This is a genomic window from Streptomyces sp. MAI_2237 (assembly GCF_054189285.1).
Genome location: NZ_JAJPGQ010000005.1, coordinates 1,448,388 through 1,466,896, shown reverse-complemented (window position 1 = coordinate 1,466,896; position 18,509 = coordinate 1,448,388). Strand labels below are relative to the sequence as shown.

Here is an 18,509-nt window from a genome sequence, read left to right as displayed (position 1 = left end):
TCCGCCACTCGGTCCGCCGACCACCGGCGGCCCCACGCCATTCTGCTCCGCGCCACGCGATTTCTCCTGGACATGTCCGTACACGTCGCGTGGGATGAAGGCTGTGACCACCGATACCGGAACCGACGTCTTCGAAGAGCACCGCCCCGTCCTGCTGGGGGTCGCCTACCGCATGCTCGGGCGGGTGGCCGACGCGGAGGACGTCGTCCAGGAGGCCTGGCTGCGCTGGTCCGGCGCGGACCGCGGCGACGTCCGCGAACCGCGTGCCTACCTGGTGCGGATCACCACCCGCCTCGCCATCGACCGGCTGCGCCAGGTCAAGGCGCGCAACGAGGCCTACGTCGGTCCGTGGCTGCCCGAGCCGTACGTCACCGACTTCGGGGACACCGTGCCCGACACCGCCGAGAAGGCCGTCCTCGCCGACTCCGTGTCCCTGGCCGTCCTGGTCGTCCTGGAGTCGCTGTCGCCCCTGGAGCGGGCGGTGTTCGTCCTGCGGGAGGCGTTCGGGTACCCGTACGCGGAGATCGCGTCCATGCTCGACCGGGGCGAGCCGGCGGTGCGGCAGCTCGCCGGGCGGGCCCGCAGGCACGTCGAGGAGCGCAGACCGCGCTACGAGGTCGATCCCGGGCGGCGTCGCGAACTCACCGAGCGCTTCCTGGCCGCCGCGGGGGAGGGCGACCTGGAGGGTCTGATGGCGCTGCTGGCGCCCGACGTACGTCTCGTGGGCGACAGCGGCGGCAAGTCGCGGGCGCCGCTGCGGGTGCTGGAGAGCGCCGACAAGGTGGGCCGCTTCGTCATCGGCGCCGCCGCGAAGGGCGTGCCCGACCCGTCCTTCCGGTTCCTGGAGCTCAACGGCGGGCCGGCTCTCGTCGTCCTGTCCGAGGGCAGGCCCGACAGCGTCTTCCAACTGGACGTCTCGGACGGCCGGATTCAGGCGATCTACATCATCCGCAACCCCGACAAGCTACTGACATTGCCGGTCGAATAGACAGCGGTTTCTGTCCGTCCTTCGCAACCGCTCTCTGAGTTCGCCATGGGATCGAGGATTGGTCTTGACCAAGGGTGGGGGCCGCCCTATGGTCGCAGATAAGTGCAACAACCTTTAATAAACAAGGGCGCTAAAACGCCGCCGGACCACGGCGATTGCGGAGGACAGGGTGGGGACCACGCAGCTGGAAACGGTGCCGGAACCGAAGTACTGGCATCTCAAAACCGTGCTCAGTGAGGCACTGGACTCCGAGTTCTCCGTGGGGGAGATCCTGCCCAACGAGCGCGACCTCGCCGCCCGGTTCGGCGTCGCCCGTGCCACGCTCCGCCAGGCGCTGGAGCAGCTCGAACTGGAAGGCAGGCTGCAGCGCCGCCGGGGGGTCGGCACCACTGTCGCGCCCCCGCGCGTGGGCGTCGCCGTCGGCACCGAGCAGCAGGCCTGGCCGGGGGGCGGCGAGGACGTCTGGCAGGCCGTGGACTGCGCCGTCGCGGTCCCGCCGGCGGCGGTCGCCGCGGCGCTGGAGACCGGCCGGGAGGAGGCCGTGTACACCGTGCGGCGTTCCCGGGTGTCGCACGGCCAGCCCGTCGCGGCGGAGCTGCTCTACATCCCCGCCTCGTCGGTGCCGGAGCTGTCCGCCATAGACGCCCCCTCGGGACCGGCACGCGCGCGTGCGGTCCTGCGCGAGCTGCAGCGACTGGAGCTGGAGGGGCGGGAGAGCGCCGTCGAGCTGGGCTCGGCCCGCGCGGACGACGCCAAGGAACTGGACCGCCTCCCCGGCGCTCCCGTCCTCGTCGTCACCACCCGCTTCCTCGCCGGCGGCCGCACGGCGGCGCTCTCCGTCGCCACCTACCGTGCCGACACCTGCCGGCTCACCTTCGGCGACTCGGGCGGCGTGGAGATCCACCAGGACCCCGAGCGCCGGGCCTCCTGAACCGCCGGACCACTGCACGGACCGTGCGCCCCGGGAACCCACCCGGGGCGCAGCCGGTTCACCTCCGGGCCGTCACCGTGCCCTCCACCGCGAAGAGCTGTTCCTCCACGTGGTCGAGGGCCAGGCGCAGTGCGCCGGTCGCCACCGCCGCCTCGCCCAGGAGGGACAGGGTGACCTTCGGCGGGCGCAGGCAGTAGCGGGCCAACTCGCGGCGCAGGGGCTCCAGTACACCGTCCAGGCCGGTCGCCCAGCCGCCGACGACGACGAGTTCCGGGTCGAGGGCGAGGGCCAGGGCGGCGACGTCGTGGACGAGACGCTGGATGAAGCGCTCGACGGCCGCGCGGGCCCGCTGGTCGCCCTCCCGGGCCTGCGCGAAGACCTCCGCGACGGCCTGTTCGTCCAACGGGTGCAAAGGCTCGTCGGTGGTGGACAGCAGGGTCTCAGGAGTCACCTCGCGGCCCAGCAGGTGCAGCGCGCCGATCTCGCCGGCCGCCCCGCCGTACCCGCGGTGCAGGCGTCCGCCGATCAGCGACCCGGCGCCCGGGCTCAACCCGGCCAGCACGAACACGACGTCGTCGGACTCGGTCGCCGCGCCCTTCCAGTGCTCGGCGACCGCCGCGGCGTTGGCGTCGTTCTCCACCAGCACCGGGCACTTGAAGGACCGGCTCAGCCGTTCGCCGAGGCGCAGACCCGTCCACTCGGGGAGCGCGGCGCACAGCCGCACCGTGCCGTCGGCCTCGACGACCCCGGGCGAGGCCACGCCCACGGCGCGCAGCGAGTCGCGGGCGACGCCGGCCCGGCGCAGCAGCTCGGCCACGGCCGTACGCAGCCGCTCCAGCCGCTCGTCCGCGCACGCCGACTCGTCGACGTCCTTGGAGACCGCGCCCAGCACCCGGCCGTCCAGGTCGGCGAGGAGCGCGGCGACCCGGTGCGAGCCGATGTCCAGGCCCAGCAGATGCCCTGCCTCGGCCCGGAACCGGAAACGCCGCGCGGGCCGCCCCTGCCGGCGTACGACACTCTCGTCCGGGGCCTTCTCGATGACGTATCCCGCCTCGATGAGCCCTTCCACGACGCCCTCGACCGTCGGCCGGGACAGTCCGGTCACCCGGGTGATCTCCGTCAGCGTCGCCGCGTCCGTGGCGCGCAGCGCGTGCAGCACCACCGCGGAGTTGATCCTTCGCAGCAGCGAGGGATCCCCGCCGGTCAGCCGCCCCAACGTCCGTCCTCCCAGCTCGTGCGCGTGTTGGCCGGATCGTACTCGCAGCCGAGGACACCGGCGAGTGCCGGGCCGCCCCGGCGGCGGATCACCCCGGCGTCACGAACCCCGCCTCGTACGCGGCGATCACGGCCTGCGTGCGGTCCCGGGCGCCCAGCTTCGCCAGCACGGAGCTGACGTGCGACTTCACCGTCTCCGTGCCGACGACCAGGCGGGCGGCGATCTCCGCGTTCGACAGCCCGCGAGCCATCAGCCGCAGCACCTCGCCCTCCCGCTCCGTCAGCCGGGCCCGCTCCAGCGCCTCCCGGGCCGCGCGGTTCCCGCCGCCGTCCCCGAACTCGGCGGCCAGCCGCCGCACGGACGCCGGGAACAGCAGTGACTCGCCCTCGGCGACCAGCCGTACGGCGTGCACGATCTCGGCCGGCCGTGCCCGCTTCAGCAGGAAGCCGTCCGCACCGGCCCGCAGCGCCTCGTAGACGTACTCGTCGTTCTCGAACGTCGTCACCACGAGGATCTTCGGCGGCTCGTGGACCGTTCGCAGCACCGCGCGCGTGGCCTCGATGCCGTCCAGGAGCGGCATGCGCACGTCCATCGCGACGACGTCCGGACGCAACTGACGCACCAGCGGGATCACCGCCGCGCCGTCGGCGGCCTCCCCGACGACCTCGATGTCGGACTGCGCCTCCAGCACGGCCCGCAGCCCCGCGCGTACGAGGGGCTCGTCGTCGACGAGGAGAACGGTCACCGGCATCCGGCCAGCGTAGATCACCGCACCGGCAGCTCTACGTGTACCTGCCATTCGCCGTCGGCGGGGCCGGTCCGCGCGCGGCCGCCCAGCAGGGCCGCGCGCTCGCGTATGCCGCGCAGCCCGCTGCCCCCGCCGGACCCCACCGGGCCCGCGGCCAGTGGATTGCGCACGTCCAGGACCAGCCGCCCGCCGGTGACGTCGACACCGACGCGTACCGGGACGGCTCCCGCGTGCCGCAGGACGTTCGTCAGGGCCTCCTGGAGGATGCGGTAGCCCTCGCGGGAGACCGGGCCGGGCACCGACCCCAGCGGGCCCGAGACCTCCGCGTCGATCTTGGCTCCGGAGGCGCGGGCGGACTCCAGCAGGCGGTCGGCGTCGGTGAGCGTCGGCCGGCCGGCGACCGGGCGCCCGGACTCGCGCAGGACGCCGAGCACGCGCTCCAGATCCTCCAGGGCGGCCCGGCCGGTTTCCTCGATGGCCCCCAGCGCCCGGTCCGTGAAGGCGGGGTCGCCGGCCGCGCGGGCGGCACCGGCCTGCACCACGGCCACGGTCAGCGCGTGACCGATGGAGTCGTGCAGCTCACGGGCGATCCGGGTGCGTTCCAGAAGCTGCTCGGTGCGCTCCTCCAGGGCGGCGAGGCGCTCGGCGGCGGACGGCCCGAGGAGGGCACGGGCGACGGCCGTCGCCAGCCGGCCGAGGCCGACGACCACGCCGTACAACGCGAGCAGGGGCAGCGGAGCGGCGAGCGCCCAGGCCCAGTGCGCCGGCATGTCCCGCAGGACCGGCACCTCGCCGCCGGGACGGCCGAGCGCGGCCCCGACCAGGGCGTAGCATATGGCGGGCAGCCAGACGCAGGCGAACGCCGCCAAGACGCCCAGCACGAGGCGCACTTCGAGCCACACCGTGGTGCGCAGCCGGTCCCGCCAGGTCCTCGACGGCTCCAACGAGAAGCCCGCGTCCGGTTCCCCGGGCGTCAGCATCCAGCGGGCCTGCACCCCCTCTCCCGTGCGCACGGCGGGGATCAGCCCGACCGGCGCCAGCAGCAGGGCCGGCACCCACGGCCACGCCGGGCCGATGAACATCCACACGCTCACGAACAGCACGGGCACCCACAGGTGCAGCAGTCGTGTGTACGTCGTCCCCCGGAGCAACGGGCGCAGAAAGCGGGCCATTTCGACATCGTGCCAGCCGCCACCGACACCAGCCTCCCCCGCCCGGGGGAGACGATCTCCACCGGCGGGGGAGGGCGCCACCCCGCTCCACCGGCCACGCTGCTGCCATGACCAGCATCGACGTCCAGAACCTCACCAAGGAGTACGGCACCCGGCGTGCGGTGGACGGCCTCACCTTCAGTGTCCGTCCCGGCCGCGTGACGGGTTTCCTCGGCCCCAACGGCGCCGGGAAGTCCACCACCATGCGGCTCGTGCTCGGCCTGGGCCGGCCCACCTCCGGCACCGCCACCGTCGGCGGCCGGCCCTACGCCGCCCTGCGCGAACCCCTGCGTCACGTCGGCGCCCTCCTCGACGCTCACGCGGCCCACGGCTCCCGGACCGGGCGCGACCATCTGCGCGTCCTGGCCACGAGCAACCGCATCCCCGGCCGGCGGGTCGAGGAGGTGCTGGAGGAGACGGGCATCGCCGGTGCCGCCGGGCGCCGGGTGCGGACGTACTCGCTCGGGATGCGGCAACGGCTCGGCATCGCCGCCGCCCTGCTCGGCGACCCCGAGGTGGTCCTGCTCGACGAGCCCGCCAACGGCCTCGACCCCGAAGGCATCGTCTGGATCCGGACGCTGCTGCGTAGGCTCGCGGCGCAGGGGCGCACGGTCCTGGTCTCCAGTCACCTCATGAACGAGACCGCCTCCTTCGCCGACCACCTCGTCGTCCTGGGCCGCGGCCGCCTGCTGGCCGACACCCCGATGCGGGAGTTCATCGACACGCGCGTGTGCCCACGGGTGCGGATCAGAACGACCGACGCCACCGCGCTCACCGCGGTGCTCGCCCGGCACGGCCACGACCCCGTGCGGCACGAGGCCGGCCACTGGACCGTGGACCACGCACGCGTGGACGACATCGGGCGCGTCGTCTCCTCGGCGGGCGTCCCCCTTCTCGAACTCGCCCCGGAGGAAGGCACCTTGGAGCAGGCCTATCTGGATCTCACCGGCGGCGAGGCCGAGTTCACCGCACCGGCCCGGGAGGCCTGATCATGGAATTCACGCCCGTTCTCCACTCGGAGCTGCTCAAGATCCGCACGCTGCGGTCGCTCGTCGGCGGCCTGTGCGGGGTGCTCCTCTCGACCGCCCTGTTCTCCGCACTCGCCGGCGCCGACAGCGGCGGCCCGGACGCCGACCCGCTCTTCTCCGTCTTCTTCGGCGTCGCCTTCGGGCAGATCGCGGCCATCGCGTTCGGCACGACGGCCGTGGCCGCCGAGTTCCGGGGCGGCGCGCTGCGCGCGAGCCTGGCCGCGGTGCCCCGCAGGGGGCGGTGGTTCGCGGCGAAGACGGTGGCGGTGGGCGTACCGGTGTTGCTGGTGGGCCTGCTGACGGGCTGTGTGAGCCTGGCCGTGGGCAGGGCCGTTCTGGGGGCGAGGGCGGCGGGCCTGACCTGGGGCGAGCAGGTCCGCGGTGTCGTGGGCTGCGGGCTCTATCTGACGCTGATGGCCCTGCTGGCGGTCGGTCTCACGGCCGTGCTGCGCAGTGGCGTCGCCGCGCTGAGCCTGCTGATCCCGTTCCTGCTCATCGTCTCCTTCGTCATCGGCGACATGTCCGGCTCGGGCGCCGACCTGCTGCCGGACCGGGCGGGCCAAGTGGTGCTCCACCGCACGTGGGAGGGCTCGTTCGGCCCGTGGACCGGCCTCGCGGTGACGGCACTGTGGACGGCTGCGGCGCTGGCGGCGGGGGCGTGGAGCGTACGCCGGCGGGACGTCTGACACCGCACCAATTGTCAGTGGCGCCCGCTTTACTGGACCGTATGGACATCGCGCACCACATCGCCCTCGTCGAGGAGCTGTGCTTCCGCCCTTTCGTGGCGGGACACGCTCATCACGAGGCCGAGTTGGCGGTCAGTCACGGCCTTCGGGGCGCTGACCTCGTGGAGCGGGCGGTGACGGCGGAGCAGTACCGGAAGGTCCGGGACGCCATGTACGACCGGCTGGTGTCCCGCTGGGGCGAGACGGAGCCCTACAACCTGCAGACCGTCCTGCTGCGCTCGGCGGAGGAGGAGATACCCGGTCCGTGGGCCTCCCTCAGCGCGCGTGCCGACGTGGCCTACCTCTGGGAGGTGACCGGCACCGCGCGCTGGGTGGCCCTCGCGGTCGCCGACCGGGACGTCACGGACGAGGTCCAGCTCCTGGCGGTGGTCACCGAGGTCGCCCCGCCCTGAGCCGCCGAGCGTTCGCGAACCCACCCGCTACGACCCCTCGGCCGCCGACTTCAGCCGTGCGAACTCCTCCGCCATCGTCTGCGTCGTCCAGTGCGCGTTCAGACCGCTCGGGTTCGGCAGCACCCAGACCCGCGTCTCCCCGATGACCCGCTTCTGCGGCCCCACCCGGGCCTTGCGGTCGTCGAAGGCGGCCCGGTAGGCGGTGACGCCCACCACGGCCAGCCACCGCGGCTTGAGCCGCGCCACCTTCAGGGCCAGCAGCCGCCCGCCCTCCCGGTACTCCTCCGCACCGAGCTCGTCGGCCCGGGCGGTCGCCCGTGCCACGACGTTCGTGATGCCGAGCCCGTAGGAGGGCAACTCCAGCTGCTCCGACGGCTTCAGGAGGCGGGGCGTGAACCCGGACAGGTGCAGCACCGGCCAGAAGCGGTTGCCGGGCCGGGCGAAGTGGTGGCCGGTCGCCGCGCTCATCAGCCCCGGGTTGATGCCGCAGAAGAGCACGGAGAGGCCGTCCGCGACCACGTCGGGGACGAGACGGTCGCGGGCGGCCTCCAGTTCCGCCGGGGTGAAGCCGGTCAGAGGATCGCCCCCGGCGTGTAGCCCGCGGCCTCCGGGTGCTGCTTGACGATCTCCTCGACGCGGCCGACCACCGCGGCGACCTGGTCTGCGGCGGCGCCCGTGAAGGACAGCTTGTCGGCCATCAGCGCGTCCAGCTGGCCCCGGTCGAGCGGGATGCGCTCGTCGGCGGCCAGCTTGTCCAGCAGCTCGTTGCGCTCGGCGCCCTGCTCGCGCATCGCCAGCGCGGAGGCGACGGCGTTCTCCTTGATGGCCTCGTGCGCCAGCTCACGGCCGACGCCCGCGCGGACCGCGCCCATCAGCACCTTGGTCGTCGCGAGGAACGGCAGGTAGCGGTCCAGCTCACGGGCGACGACGGCCGGGAAGGCACCGAACTCGTCCAGGACCGTCAGGAACGTCTCCAGCAGGCCGTCCAGGGCGAAGAACGCGTCCGGCAGCGCGACCCGGCGCACCACCGAGCAGGACACGTCGCCCTCGTTCCACTGGTCGCCCGCCAGCTCGCCGGTCATCGAGGCGTAGCCGCGCAGGATCACCATCAGGCCGTTGACGCGCTCGCAGGAGCGGGTGTTCATCTTGTGCGGCATCGCCGAGGAGCCGACCTGGCCCGGCTTGAAGCCCTCCGTCACCAGCTCGTGCCCAGCCATCAGCCGGATCGTCTTCGCCAGCGAGGACGGTGCCGCCGCGAGCTGCACCAGCGCGGTCACGACCTCGTAGTCCAGCGAACGCGGGTAGACCTGGCCGACCGAGGTGAAGGCCTGTGCGAAGCCGAGGTGTGCGGCGATCCGCCCCTCCAGGTCCGCCAGCTTCGCCGCGTCCCCGCCGAGCAGGTCCAGCATGTCCTGCGCCGTGCCGACCGGGCCCTTGATGCCGCGCAGCGGGTAACGCCCCAGCAGCTCCTCGACCCGGCCGTAGGCGACGAGCAGCTCGTCGGCGGCGGTCGCGAAGCGCTTGCCCAGCGTGGTGGCCTGCGCGGCCACGTTGTGGGAGCGACCGGCCATGACCAGCTCGCCGTACTCGCCGGCCAGCTTGCCCAGGCGGGCGAGGACGGCCACCGTGCGGTCGCGCATCAGCTCCAGCGACAGCCGGATCTGCAGCTGCTCGACGTTCTCCGTCAGGTCGCGGGAGGTCATGCCCTTGTGCACGTGCTCGTGGCCGGCGAGGTCGTTGAACTCCTCGATCCGGGCCTTCACGTCGTGCCGCGTGACCTTCTCGCGCTCCGCGATCGAGGCCAGGTCGACGCTGTCGAGGACGCGCTCGTAGTCGGCGATCGCCGCGTCCGGCACCTCGATCCCGAGGTCCTTCTGGGCCCGCAGCACGGCGAGCCAGAGCTGCCGCTCCAGCTTCACCTTCTGCTCGGGCGACCAGAGCGTGGCGAGCTCGGCGGAGGCGTAGCGTCCGGCGAGGACGTTCGGGATGCGGGGCTTGGCGGGAGCGGAAGTCACGTAGACGGATTCTACTGGCGATTCGTGCAGGCCAGCGCCAGGGCCCCGTTCGTCGGATGCTACGAGACGCCCGTCACGGCGCCTGTGCGTCGGCCGGCTCGGCCGGCACGTCCGCGTGGCACAGCTCGGGCGCGCACCAGCAGGCCGGCGTCCGGCCGTGCAACGGCCCCCTGTACAACCCCTTCGCCTACGACACCCGCACGCGCCGCCGGGACGGGACGCGGGCGCAGGTCATGGCCCTGTACCGGGTGTTTCGGCAGGTCCCAGCCGCCCATGGTCCAGCGGCGGCCGACGCGGACGAGGTCCGCGGGCGCGTGCTCCAGCCGGGGGCCGTACTCGTGGAGGCGGCCCCTGACGTCGACCACGCGCGTGCGCACCGCGGCCTACTCCTCGTACGGCAGCAGCTCGGGGCGCTTGGCCGGACGTCCGTCGCCCGACGAGCGGCCGGTCAGCCGCCGGCCGATCCACGGCAGCAGGTGCTGCCGGGCGAACCGCGCGTCCGCGACGCGCCGGGCGACCCAGCCGGGCGGCACGGTGGCGGGAATCGGCGTGCGCCACTCGGTGTCCTCGGGGTCGTAGCCGAGGCCCTGCCAGACCGCCTCGGCGACCCTGCGGTGTCCCTCGGCCGTCAGGTGCAACCGGTCGACGTCCCACAGGCGGGGGTCGGAGAGCGAGGGCGCCCCGTACAGGTCGACGACGAGTGCGTCGTGCCGTGCGGCCAGCTCCTCGACCGTGACGAACAGCTCCTCCATGCGCGGCCTGAACCGCTCCAGGACCGGCCCCTGCCGGCCCGGGCTGCGCATCAGCACCAGCTGCTTGCAGGAGGGGGCCAGCCGCTCCACGGCCTCGGTGAGCAGGTCCCGCACCCGCCCCATGTCGCACTTGGGCCGCAGGGTGTCGTTCAGCCCGCCCACCAGCGTGATCACGTCGGGCCGCATCGCCGCGGCCACGTCGACCTGCTCCGCGACGATCTGCCCGATCAGCTTGCCGCGCACCGCGAGGTTGGCGTACCGGAAACCGGGCGTGACGGCGGCCATCCGGCCCGCGAGCAGGTCGGCCCAGCCGCGGTAGGAGCCGTCGGGCAGCAGGTCCGACATGCCCTCGGTGAAGGAGTCGCCGACCGCGACCAGGCTGGTGTGAGTGGGGTTCGTCTGCATGGCGACGAAAATGGTAACCCGCCTCCATACCCGTCGGTCGGTCGGCCTCTCCGCCGCCCCGCGCGGCCTCAGGCCGGCTGCCCGAACAGCTCCCTGAGCACGTCCTCCATGGTCACCAGGCCCGCCATCCGTCCGTCGTCGCCGAGGACGGCCGCCAGGTGGGTCCGGCTGCGGCGCATCGCGGTGAGCACGTCGTCCAGCGGTGTGCCCGCCCGCACGCGCGCGATGGCCCGCATGTCCCGCACCGGGAAGGGCACGTCCCGCGGCGAGGCGTCCAGCGCGTCCTTCACATGCAGGTAGCCGACGATCCGGCGGTTCTCCTCCACCACGGGGAACCGGGAGAAGCCGCTCTCGGCGGACAGCCGCTCCAGTTCCTCGGGCGTGACGCCCACGCGCGCGTGGACGACGCTCTCCAGCGGCAGGACGACGTCGCGCACGGGCCTGCGACCCAGTTCCAGGGCGTCCCGCAGCCGTTCCTGCGCCCGGTCGTCGAGCAGGCCCGCCTCACCGGAGTCCCGCACGATGCGGATCAGTTCGGCGTCGGAGAACGTGGCCGCGACCTCGTTCTTGGTCTCCACCCGCAGCAGCTTGAGCAGGGCGTTGGCGAAGGCGTTGATCGCGAAGATCACCGGCCGCAGGGCCCGGGAGAGGGCGACCAGCGGCGGCCCCAGCAGCAGGGCGCTGCGCACCGGCTCGGCGAGCGCGACGTTCTTCGGCACCATCTCGCCGAGCAGCATGTGCAGATAGGTGGCCAGGGTCAGCGCGATCACGAAGGACACCGCGTGCCCGGCGCTCGCCGGCACGCCCACGGCGTGGAAGACCGGCTCCAGCAGATGCGCGATCGCCGGTTCCGCGACCACACCCAAAACCAGCGTGCACAGCGTGATGCCGAGCTGGGCCGCCGCCATCAGCGCGGAGACGTGCTCCAGGCCCCACAGCACGCTCTTGGCCCGCCGGTCGCCCTCCTCGGCGTACGGCTCGATCTGCGACCGGCGCACCGAGATCAGCGCGAATTCGGCGCCGACGAAGAAGGCGTTGACGACGAGGGTCGTGAAACCGATCAGCAGCTGTACGGCGGTCATCGCGCCCCCTCCTCGTGCTTGGTGTTGTCCGCGTGGTCGTCGAACGGCGCGTGCATCAGCACGCGCGCGGCCCGGCGCCCGGAGGCGTCCACCACGTCCAGCCGCCACCCGGCGACCCGAACGGTGTCGCCGACGGCCGGGATGCGGCCGAGTTCGGAGGCGACGAGCCCGGCCAGCGTCTCGTAGGGCCCGTCAGGGGCCCGCAGCCCGACGCGGGCGAGCTGGTCGGTGCGGGCGGAGCCGTCGGCGGAGTACAGGGCGTGGCCCTCGTCGTCGCTGCCGGCCGCGGCCAGGTCGGGTGTCTCGTGCGGGTCGTGCTCGTCGCGCACCTCGCCGACGACCTCCTCGACGATGTCCTCCAGGGTGGCGACGCCCGCGGTGCCGCCGTACTCGTCGATGACGACGGCCATGGTGCGCTTGCCGGACAGCCGGTCCAGGAGCCGGTCCACGGTGAGGGTCTCGGGGACCAGGAGGGGTTCGCGCATCACGTCGGAGACCGGCACGTGGGTGCGCCGCTCGGCGGGTATGGCGAGGACGTCCTTGATGTGGGCGGTGCCCACCACCGAGTCGAGGGTGGAACGGTAGACGGGGAAGCGGGACAGGCCGGTCGCGCGCGTCGCGTTGGCCACGTCCTCGCAGGTGGCCTGGGCTTCGAGGGCGATGACCTGCACGCGGGGGGTCATCACGTTCTCCGCGGTCAGGTCGGCCAGGTTCAGGGTCCGGACGAACAGCTCGGCGGTGTCCGCCTCCAGCGCGCCCTCCCTGGCGGAGTGCCGGGCCAGCGCCACCAGCTCCTTGGGGCTGCGCGCCGAGGCGAGTTCCTCGGTGGGTTCCAGGCCAAGCCGGCGCACCGCGCGGTTGGCGGTGTTGTTCAGGTGGGTGATGAAGGGCCGGAAGGCCGCGCTGAACCACCGCTGCGGGGTGCCCACCCGCTTGGCCAGGGCCAGCGGCGAGGAGATCGCCCAGTTCTTCGGCACCAGCTCGCCGACGACCATCAGGAACACGGTCGACAGCGCCGTACCGAGCACCAGCGCGACCGAGCTCGCGGCGGACCGGGACAGGCCCAGCGCCTGCAGCGGGCCCGCGATCAGCTTCGCGATCGACGGCTCGGCGAGCATGCCGACGACCAGGTTGGTGACGGTGATGCCGAGCTGGGCGCCGGAGAGCTGGAACGTCAGGTTCCGTACGGCCTTCAGGGCGCCCGCGGCGCCCCGCTCGCCGCGCTCCGCGGCCCGCTCCAGCTCGCCGCGTTCGACGGTGGTCAGCGAGAACTCGGCGGCGACGAAGGCACCACAGGCGAGCGAGAGCAGGATCGCCACCAGCAGGAGGAGCACTTCGGTCATCGGGTCACCTCCGTCCCATCGTCGGGCAGGGCGGGGAGGGCCGCGCGATGTCGGGTACCACGCGTGCTACTGGGAGGCTCGCCCATGGACGGACGCTCACACCTTTCATGGAGGACGGGTGGTCCTCGAAGGGAGGACCGAACGTTCCCCCCAGGGTAAAGGATGAGCAAAGTAATGGGATCGGCGGGTCAGCCGGTGAGCGGCTTCACCCAGCGCCGCCACTGTTCCTCGGGCGCGTATCCGGCCGCCCGCCAGGCGTGCTGCGCGGTCTCGTTGCGCACCAGCACCATCGCGTCACCGCGCCGCCCGCCCAGCCGTACGAACCGTTCCTCGGCCGCGGCCAGCAGCGCCGTGCCGATCCCCTGACGGCGCCGCCCGGGGTGCACGGCGAGGCGGTAGAGGTGGCAGCGCCAGCCGTCGAAGCCCGCGATCACCGTGCCGACGAGCTCGCCGTCCCGCTCGGCCAGGATCAGCGCCTCGGGGTCCCGGTCGACCAGCCGCTCCACGCCCGAGCGGTCGTCGCTGATGCTCGTGCCCTCGGCGGCCGTCTTCCAGAAGTCGAGGACGGCGTCGAGGTCGGCGGGGGTGGCGGGTCGTGTCCGCGGATCGGTCATGGGCCGATCCCACCAGCCGCGCCCGCCGTCGGCCCGGAATTCCAGCATCCGGACGGCCGCGGCGGCAGGCGCCACGGCGCGCGGTGGCCGTCGGTCCGCCTCACTCGTGGGCGATGGCCGCCAGCACGTTCATCCGGGACGCGCGGAGCGCGGGCAGCAGGGCGGCCACGATGCCCACCACCGCAGAGCCGATCACCACCGCGACGATCGTGCCCCACGGGACGGCGAGGGCCTTCATGCCCTGCAGTGCCAGCACCTGCTGGGTGCACACGCCCCACACCAGGCCGAGCGCCAGGCCCAGGACCGCGCCGAACACTGCGATCACCACCGACTCCAGCCGAATCATCCGGCGCAGCTGGCGCCGCGCGAGCCCGATCGCCCGCAGCAGGCCGATCTCGCGGGTGCGCTCGACGACCGACAGGGCCAGGGTGTTGACCACACCGAGCACCGCGATGACGATCGCGAGGCCGAGGAGGGCGTAGACGAGGTAGAGCAGCACGGCGATCTGGTCGTGGATGAGCTTCTTGTAGTCGGCCTGGTCGCGGACCTGGACCTGCGGGAACGGCTTGAGCGTGGTCTCCAGGTTCTTGCGCAGCTGGTCGGCGCCGGTGCCGGCGGCGCGGTTGACGAACAGGACCGTGTCCTGGCCGTTCGGCACGTACTTCTCCACCGTGGAGATGCCGAAGAAGAGCCCGCCCTCGCTGCCGAAGCCGCTGGAGCCCTCCTGGTTCGTCAGGGCCGCCACCTTCACCTGGGCGGTGTGCCCGCCGGGGAACTCCGCCGGGAGCACGCTGCCCATCCGTACGCCGTGGTCCTCGGCGTACTTGCGGTCCATGGCGATGTTGCCGTCCGCCAGCGCGGCCGCCGTGTCGCCGCGCGCGTAGGCGATGTGGGCGACGTCGTCGAGCCGCGGGTCGAAACCGGCCGCCGTCGTCTCGACGCGCTTGCCGTCGGGCAGCCGCAGCGCGATCCCCGTGAACCGCTCCCGGACCACGACGCCGACGCCGTCCGTGGCCCGCACCTTGTCGGTGACCTCCCGGGAGAACGGCATGAAGTTGCTGTTCTGCACCATGAAGTCGGCGCCCAGCGTCTTGTCGATCTGCCGGTCGAAGGACTTGGACATCGACGCGCTCGCCACCGACATCCCGCCCACCAGGGCCAGTCCGACCATGAGCGCGGCCGCGGTGGCGCCGGTACGGCGCGGGTTGCGCAGGGCGTTGCGCTGGCTCATGCGGCCGACCGAGCCGAACAGCGCCGGGAAGGCGCCGCCGAGGACCCGGATCACGGGACGCACCAGCAGCGGGCCCGCGACGACGGTCGCGATCAGCGTCAGCACGACCCCGAGCCCCAGCAGGGAGGCCGCGGACGCGGTCTTCGAGGAGGCGGCGCAGCCCGCCAGGGCGGCCGCGCCGAGCGCTCCGACGACCGAGCCGACGATCGCCCGGGTACGCAGCGGCCGGCCGATCCCGGCGGTCTCGGCGTCCGAGAGCGCGGCCATCGGGGAGACGCCCGCCGCCCGTCGGGCCGGGAGGTAGGCGGCCACGAAGGTGACGCCGACACCGACGACGTAGGCCGCCACGGGCGTGCCCCAGCCCACCACCATCTCGGTGGCCTTGAGGTTCATCCCGAACGCGCTCATGAGCTTGATCAGGCCGGCGGCCAGCCCGATGCCGGCGGCGAGGCCGAGCGTGGAGCCGGTCACGCCGAGCAGGACCGCCTCGGTGAGCACCGAGCGCCGCACCTGCCGCCGGTCGGCGCCCAGCGCCCGCAGCAGGCCCAGTTCACGAGTGCGCTGGGCGATCAGCATCGAGAAGGTGTTGACGATCAGGAAGATGCCGACCAGGACCGCGATCCCCGCGAAGCCGAGCATCACGTACTTGATCACGTCGAGGAAGCCGCCGAGCTGCTCCGCCGAGGACTTGGCCTGCTCGTCGGCCGTCTTCACGTCGTAGGCGCCGGTGCCGGTGACGGCGAGGACGCGGCGCTTGAGCTGCGTGTCGCTGACGCCCTTCGCCGCGTCCACGGAGATGCTCGTCGCCTTGTCCGCGGAGCCGAGCAGCTTGCCGGCGGCGACCTCGGGGTCCAGATAGACCAAGGCGGCGCCGGGGTTGGTGGTGGTGAAGGTGGCGATGCCGGTGACCCGGACCTTGAACGTGCCGGGCTGGGCCATCAGCGTGAGCGTGTCGCCGATGCGCACGTGCTTCTTGTCGGCGGTGTCCGCGTCCAGCAGGGCCTCGCCGGGGCCGAGCGGGGCGTGACCGGAGGTCAGCTTCACGGGGCTGCGGGGGGTGAGGTACCAGTCGGTGGCGATGGTGGGGGCGCCGCTGGTCGGCCCCACCGACTTGTTGCTGCGGTCGACGATGGTGATGTTGTCGACGCCGACGTCGGCGTGCGCGGACTTCACCCCCTGGACCGTCGCCAGCCGCTTGGCGAGCGCCGCGGGCACGGTCTGCGTCTCGCCGGTGGGCACCGAGGACTTCAGGTCCTTCTTGGGCTGGACGGTGACGTCGGCGGAGGTGTGGGCGAAGAGCCGGTCGAAGGTGCGGGTGACCGTGTCGGAGAAGATCAGGCTGCCCGCGACGAACGCCACCGACAGGAGAATGGCGAGGGCCGACAGCAGCAGCCGGCCCTTGTGCGCGAGGAAGCTGCGGAGCGTCGCCTTCAGCACCGGCCTACTCCTGTCCGTCCGTGGCCTCGACCTGGCCGCGCAGGACGTCGAAACGCTTCATGCGCTCCAGCACCGCCTCCGCCGTCGGCCGTTCCATCTCGTCCACGATGCGCCCGTCCCCGAGGAACAGCACCAGATCGGAGTGGGCGGCGGCGCCGGGGTCGTGGGTGACCATGACGACGGTCTGACCCAGCTCGTCGACGGCCTGGCGCAGGAACGCGAGCACCTCGAGTCCGGCCCGCGAGTCGAGGTTGCCCGTCGGCTCGTCCGCGAAGATCAGCTCGGGGCGGGAGACCAGCGCCCGCGCGCAGGCGACGCGCTGCTGCTGGCCGCCTGACAGTTCGGCGGGCCGGTGCTTGAGCCGGTCCCGCAGCCCGAGTGTGTCGACGACCTGGTCCAGCCACTTCTCGTCGGGCTTCTTGCCGGCGATGTCCATGGGCAGGGTGATGTTCTCGGCCGCGTTCAGCGTCGGAATCAGGTTGAACGACTGGAACATGAACCCGATCCGGTCCCGCCTGAGCCGGGTCAGCTCGCGCTCCTTCAGCCCGGTGATCTCGGTGTCGCCGAGCCAGACCTGACCGGCCGAGACCGTGTCGAGCCCGGCCAGGCAGTGCATCAGGGTGGACTTCCCCGAGCCGGAGGGGCCCATGACCGCGGTGAAGCGGCCGCGCGCGATGTCCACGTCCACCGAGTCCAGGGCCAGGACGATCGTCTCACCGGAGCCGTACGCCTTGGTCAGACCGCGGGCGCGGGCCGCGATCCCGTCGGCCGGCGCCTGGCCCGGGGCGTGCTCCGCAGCAGGTGTGGACAAGGCTGCCTCCTCGCTCACGTGGACGTGCCGACTCCCTCGTCGTTGCCGACATTAGTGTGTGCCGTTCGCAGCCGACATCCGCCGAAGGTCCCGGCCGATCTCCACCGCAGGTCGAATCCCTGATACGGATGTAAGGGCCATCCTCCACCCGTGGGAGGACCTTGCCCTGCTAGCGGTTCGGCGCTAGCTTCGAGGTATGGCGAAGACCCAGCTGAACGTGAGAGTGGACGAGGGCACGGCCCGCGCCGCCCGTGAGCGTGCCCTGGCCCGGGGCATGAGCGTCAACCGCTACATCGAGGAACTGGTGAGACAGGACACCGGAGAGGTCGGCCAGACGTTCGTCGAGGCCGCCGCCGACTTCATGAAGCAGTACGAGTCCGTCTTCGCCGAGGAGTTCGGCGGCGAGAACGACACCACGCGCGAAGGTCGCCGCTGATCCCTTGGACAACCTCAGCATCGACCTCGCCTGGCTGCTCATGCTCGCCGAGCAGCGGACGCCCGGGGACCCCCAGGTCATCGACTGGGGCGCCCTCGTCGCCGCCGTGGCCCGCCACGAGGCCGAGATATTCGACGTCCCCGTCTACGACAACCCGCACGCGCGCGCCGCCGCCCTCCTCCAACTCCTCATCCACATCCCCGCGTTGGAGCGCTCGAACGCCCTCTTCGCCTCGGCCGTGGCCTACGCCTACCTGGTCGCCAGCGGCCTGCGGGTCTCCACCTCGCCGACGCAGGTCCGCGATCTGGCCCGCATGGTCAAACGCGGCAACGCCACGGTGTACGACATCGCGGCCGAACTGCGCGGCTGGACGACGTGAGTCAGGCCGCCGGCCCCGCGCGCTCCGGCCGCCACGCCGTGCCCAGCACGCAGTAGGAGGTGGGCAGCGTCGGGCCGCTCTCCGGCATCAACAGCCGCCGGTAGGGGCCCAGTTCGAAACCGGCCTCGCGCAGGGCGGCGACCGGGTCGCGGGACAGATGACAGCCACCGCTCAGTGGGGGCCACAGGGTGCGGTCCAGGGCGCGCTGGGCGAAGTGCATCGCCGCTCCGCCACCCCGGCCGTGCTCGAAGAACCGCACGACACCGCCGGGCCGCAGCACCCGCCGTATCTCCGCGAGCGCCCGCGGCACGTCCCGCACGCTGCACAGCACCAGAGACACCACGACCGCGTCGAACGCCTCGCTCTTGACCGGCAGCGCCTCCGCCGCGCCCGGCGCCACGTCCACCGGCACCTCGGCGCGCAGGGCGTTCTCGACGGCCAACTGCCGCAGGCGCCGTTCGGGTTCGATGGCGACGACCTCCGAGACCGTGCGCGGATAACGTGCGAAGTTCAGGCCGTTGCCCGCGCCGATCTCGATGACCCGCCCCGACAGCCCGGACAGCAGACGGTCGCGGATGCCGCCCATCCCCAGCCGGGTCTCGGCGGCGACGCTGGCGCGGGCGTAGCAGCGGGCGAACAGCGGGTGGTGCACGGGATCCCGGAGCGGCCTCGCGGAACCGGTCGACCGTAGCGGCATGGGGACCTCCTCCACCGGACGGGCCTTACCGCGATTGTCCCCCGATC

Annotated in this window: 19 protein-coding genes and 1 pseudogene; 7 read left to right on the top strand and 13 right to left on the bottom strand. The window is 72.8% G+C overall.

The features are described 5' to 3' along the window. Positions 1-103: 103 nt before the first annotated feature. The gene (locus tag LN251_RS35040) at positions 104-988 is read left to right on the top strand and encodes an RNA polymerase sigma-70 factor (protein WP_458248154.1); all 885 of its coding nucleotides are present in this window, start codon (positions 104-106) and stop codon (positions 986-988) included. A gap of 169 nt (positions 989-1,157) precedes the next feature. Continuing rightward, the gene (locus LN251_RS35035; protein ID WP_458248153.1) at positions 1,158-1,919 is read left to right on the top strand and encodes a GntR family transcriptional regulator; all 762 of its coding nucleotides are present in this window, start codon (positions 1,158-1,160) and stop codon (positions 1,917-1,919) included. A 58-nt stretch (positions 1,920-1,977) separates the two neighbouring features. Here the strand turns inward: LN251_RS35035 and LN251_RS35030 are convergent, their stop codons facing one another. The 3 genes from LN251_RS35030 to LN251_RS35020 all read right to left on the bottom strand — a co-directional run bounded on the left by LN251_RS35030 (position 1,978) and on the right by LN251_RS35020 (position 5,055). Beyond that, complete coding sequence (locus LN251_RS35030; protein WP_458248152.1) at positions 1,978-3,135, bottom strand: ROK family protein; 1,158 nt, start codon at positions 3,133-3,135, stop codon at positions 1,978-1,980. 88 nt (positions 3,136-3,223) lie between these two features. Further along, positions 3,224-3,886 (bottom strand): response regulator, encoded by a 663-nt coding sequence (locus LN251_RS35025; RefSeq protein WP_458248151.1) that lies wholly within the window; start codon positions 3,884-3,886, stop codon positions 3,224-3,226. A gap of 14 nt (positions 3,887-3,900) precedes the next feature. Continuing rightward, positions 3,901-5,055 carry a sensor histidine kinase gene (locus tag LN251_RS35020; protein WP_458248150.1) on the bottom strand — a complete coding sequence of 385 codons (1,155 nt, stop codon included), beginning with the start codon at positions 5,053-5,055 and terminating at the stop codon, positions 3,901-3,903. A gap of 107 nt (positions 5,056-5,162) precedes the next feature. Between LN251_RS35020 and LN251_RS35015 the strand changes: the two genes are divergently transcribed. The 3 genes from LN251_RS35015 to LN251_RS35005 are packed head-to-tail and all read left to right on the top strand — an operon-like array spanning position 5,163 to position 7,260. Beyond that, on the top strand, positions 5,163-6,083 hold the full coding sequence (locus LN251_RS35015) for an ABC transporter ATP-binding protein (RefSeq protein WP_458248149.1): 921 nt from the start codon (positions 5,163-5,165) through the stop codon (positions 6,081-6,083). Between the two features lie 2 nt (positions 6,084-6,085). Continuing rightward, positions 6,086-6,808, top strand: a complete 723-nt coding sequence (locus tag LN251_RS35010) for an ABC transporter permease (protein ID WP_458248148.1) — start codon at positions 6,086-6,088, stop codon at positions 6,806-6,808. A 41-nt stretch (positions 6,809-6,849) separates the two neighbouring features. Further along, on the top strand, positions 6,850-7,260 hold the full coding sequence (locus LN251_RS35005; RefSeq protein WP_458248147.1) for a hypothetical protein: 411 nt from the start codon (positions 6,850-6,852) through the stop codon (positions 7,258-7,260). 27 nt (positions 7,261-7,287) lie between these two features. Here the strand turns inward: LN251_RS35005 and mug are convergent, their stop codons facing one another. From mug to LN251_RS34960, 9 genes and pseudogenes are all read right to left on the bottom strand, one after another. Continuing rightward, the gene (gene mug / locus LN251_RS35000) at positions 7,288-7,836 is read right to left on the bottom strand and encodes a G/U mismatch-specific DNA glycosylase (RefSeq protein ID WP_458248238.1); all 549 of its coding nucleotides are present in this window, start codon (positions 7,834-7,836) and stop codon (positions 7,288-7,290) included. Further along, positions 7,833-9,275 carry an adenylosuccinate lyase gene (gene purB / locus LN251_RS34995; protein WP_458248146.1) on the bottom strand — a complete coding sequence of 481 codons (1,443 nt, stop codon included), beginning with the start codon at positions 9,273-9,275 and terminating at the stop codon, positions 7,833-7,835. The genes mug and purB overlap by 4 nt, the downstream gene beginning before the upstream one ends. Positions 9,276-9,348: 73 nt before the next feature. Then, a pseudogene (locus LN251_RS34990) lies at positions 9,349-9,652 on the bottom strand (DUF4326 domain-containing protein). Between the two features lie 6 nt (positions 9,653-9,658). Beyond that, positions 9,659-10,432, bottom strand: a complete 774-nt coding sequence (locus LN251_RS34985; RefSeq protein WP_458248145.1) for an SGNH/GDSL hydrolase family protein — start codon at positions 10,430-10,432, stop codon at positions 9,659-9,661. A 68-nt stretch (positions 10,433-10,500) separates the two neighbouring features. Further along, positions 10,501-11,514, bottom strand: a complete 1,014-nt coding sequence (locus tag LN251_RS34980) for a hemolysin family protein (protein WP_458248144.1) — start codon at positions 11,512-11,514, stop codon at positions 10,501-10,503. Beyond that, complete coding sequence (locus LN251_RS34975; RefSeq protein ID WP_458248143.1) at positions 11,511-12,857, bottom strand: hemolysin family protein; 1,347 nt, start codon at positions 12,855-12,857, stop codon at positions 11,511-11,513. The genes LN251_RS34980 and LN251_RS34975 overlap by 4 nt, the downstream gene beginning before the upstream one ends. A 188-nt stretch (positions 12,858-13,045) precedes the next feature. Beyond that, positions 13,046-13,471, bottom strand: a complete 426-nt coding sequence (locus LN251_RS34970; protein WP_458248142.1) for a GNAT family N-acetyltransferase — start codon at positions 13,469-13,471, stop codon at positions 13,046-13,048. Positions 13,472-13,571: 100 nt separating this feature from the next. Further along, the gene (locus LN251_RS34965; RefSeq protein ID WP_458248141.1) at positions 13,572-16,139 is read right to left on the bottom strand and encodes an ABC transporter permease; all 2,568 of its coding nucleotides are present in this window, start codon (positions 16,137-16,139) and stop codon (positions 13,572-13,574) included. A 4-nt stretch (positions 16,140-16,143) separates the two neighbouring features. Then, on the bottom strand, positions 16,144-16,950 hold the full coding sequence (locus LN251_RS34960; RefSeq protein WP_458248140.1) for an ABC transporter ATP-binding protein: 807 nt from the start codon (positions 16,948-16,950) through the stop codon (positions 16,144-16,146). A 196-nt stretch (positions 16,951-17,146) separates the two neighbouring features. Between LN251_RS34960 and LN251_RS34955 the strand changes: the two genes are divergently transcribed. Together LN251_RS34955 and LN251_RS34950 are read left to right on the top strand one after the other, a co-directional pair. Then, positions 17,147-17,386, top strand: a complete 240-nt coding sequence (locus tag LN251_RS34955) for a toxin-antitoxin system HicB family antitoxin (protein WP_383663350.1) — start codon at positions 17,147-17,149, stop codon at positions 17,384-17,386. A 4-nt stretch (positions 17,387-17,390) separates the two neighbouring features. Next, a complete protein-coding gene (locus LN251_RS34950) occupies positions 17,391-17,765 on the top strand; it encodes a fic family toxin-antitoxin system, toxin component (protein WP_458248139.1) in 375 nt (124 codons plus the stop codon). Between the two features lies 1 nt (position 17,766). Here LN251_RS34950 and LN251_RS34945 read toward each other — a convergent pair whose 3' ends face one another. Further along, entirely contained in the window at positions 17,767-18,462 is a 696-nt protein-coding gene (locus LN251_RS34945) for a class I SAM-dependent methyltransferase (protein WP_458248138.1), read from the bottom strand. Between the last annotated feature and the right edge of the window lie 47 nt (positions 18,463-18,509).

Coding starts and splice junctions, on each gene's coding strand:
- LN251_RS35025 (WP_458248151.1), bottom strand. CDS start 3,886: ATGCCGGTGACCGTTCTCCTCGTCGACGACGAGCCCCTCGTACGCGCG.
- LN251_RS35020 (WP_458248150.1), bottom strand. CDS start 5,055: ATGGCCCGCTTTCTGCGCCCGTTGCTCCGGGGGACGACGTACACACGA.
- LN251_RS35015 (WP_458248149.1), top strand. CDS start 5,163: ATGACCAGCATCGACGTCCAGAACCTCACCAAGGAGTACGGCACCCGG.
- LN251_RS35010 (WP_458248148.1), top strand. CDS start 6,086: ATGGAATTCACGCCCGTTCTCCACTCGGAGCTGCTCAAGATCCGCACG.
- LN251_RS35005 (WP_458248147.1), top strand. CDS start 6,850: ATGGACATCGCGCACCACATCGCCCTCGTCGAGGAGCTGTGCTTCCGC.
- LN251_RS34985 (WP_458248145.1), bottom strand. CDS start 10,432: ATGCAGACGAACCCCACTCACACCAGCCTGGTCGCGGTCGGCGACTCC.
- LN251_RS34980 (WP_458248144.1), bottom strand. CDS start 11,514: ATGACCGCCGTACAGCTGCTGATCGGTTTCACGACCCTCGTCGTCAAC.
- LN251_RS34975 (WP_458248143.1), bottom strand. CDS start 12,857: ATGACCGAAGTGCTCCTCCTGCTGGTGGCGATCCTGCTCTCGCTCGCC.
- LN251_RS34970 (WP_458248142.1), bottom strand. CDS start 13,471: ATGACCGATCCGCGGACACGACCCGCCACCCCCGCCGACCTCGACGCC.
- LN251_RS34955 (WP_383663350.1), top strand. CDS start 17,147: ATGGCGAAGACCCAGCTGAACGTGAGAGTGGACGAGGGCACGGCCCGC.
- LN251_RS34945 (WP_458248138.1), bottom strand. CDS start 18,462: ATGCCGCTACGGTCGACCGGTTCCGCGAGGCCGCTCCGGGATCCCGTG.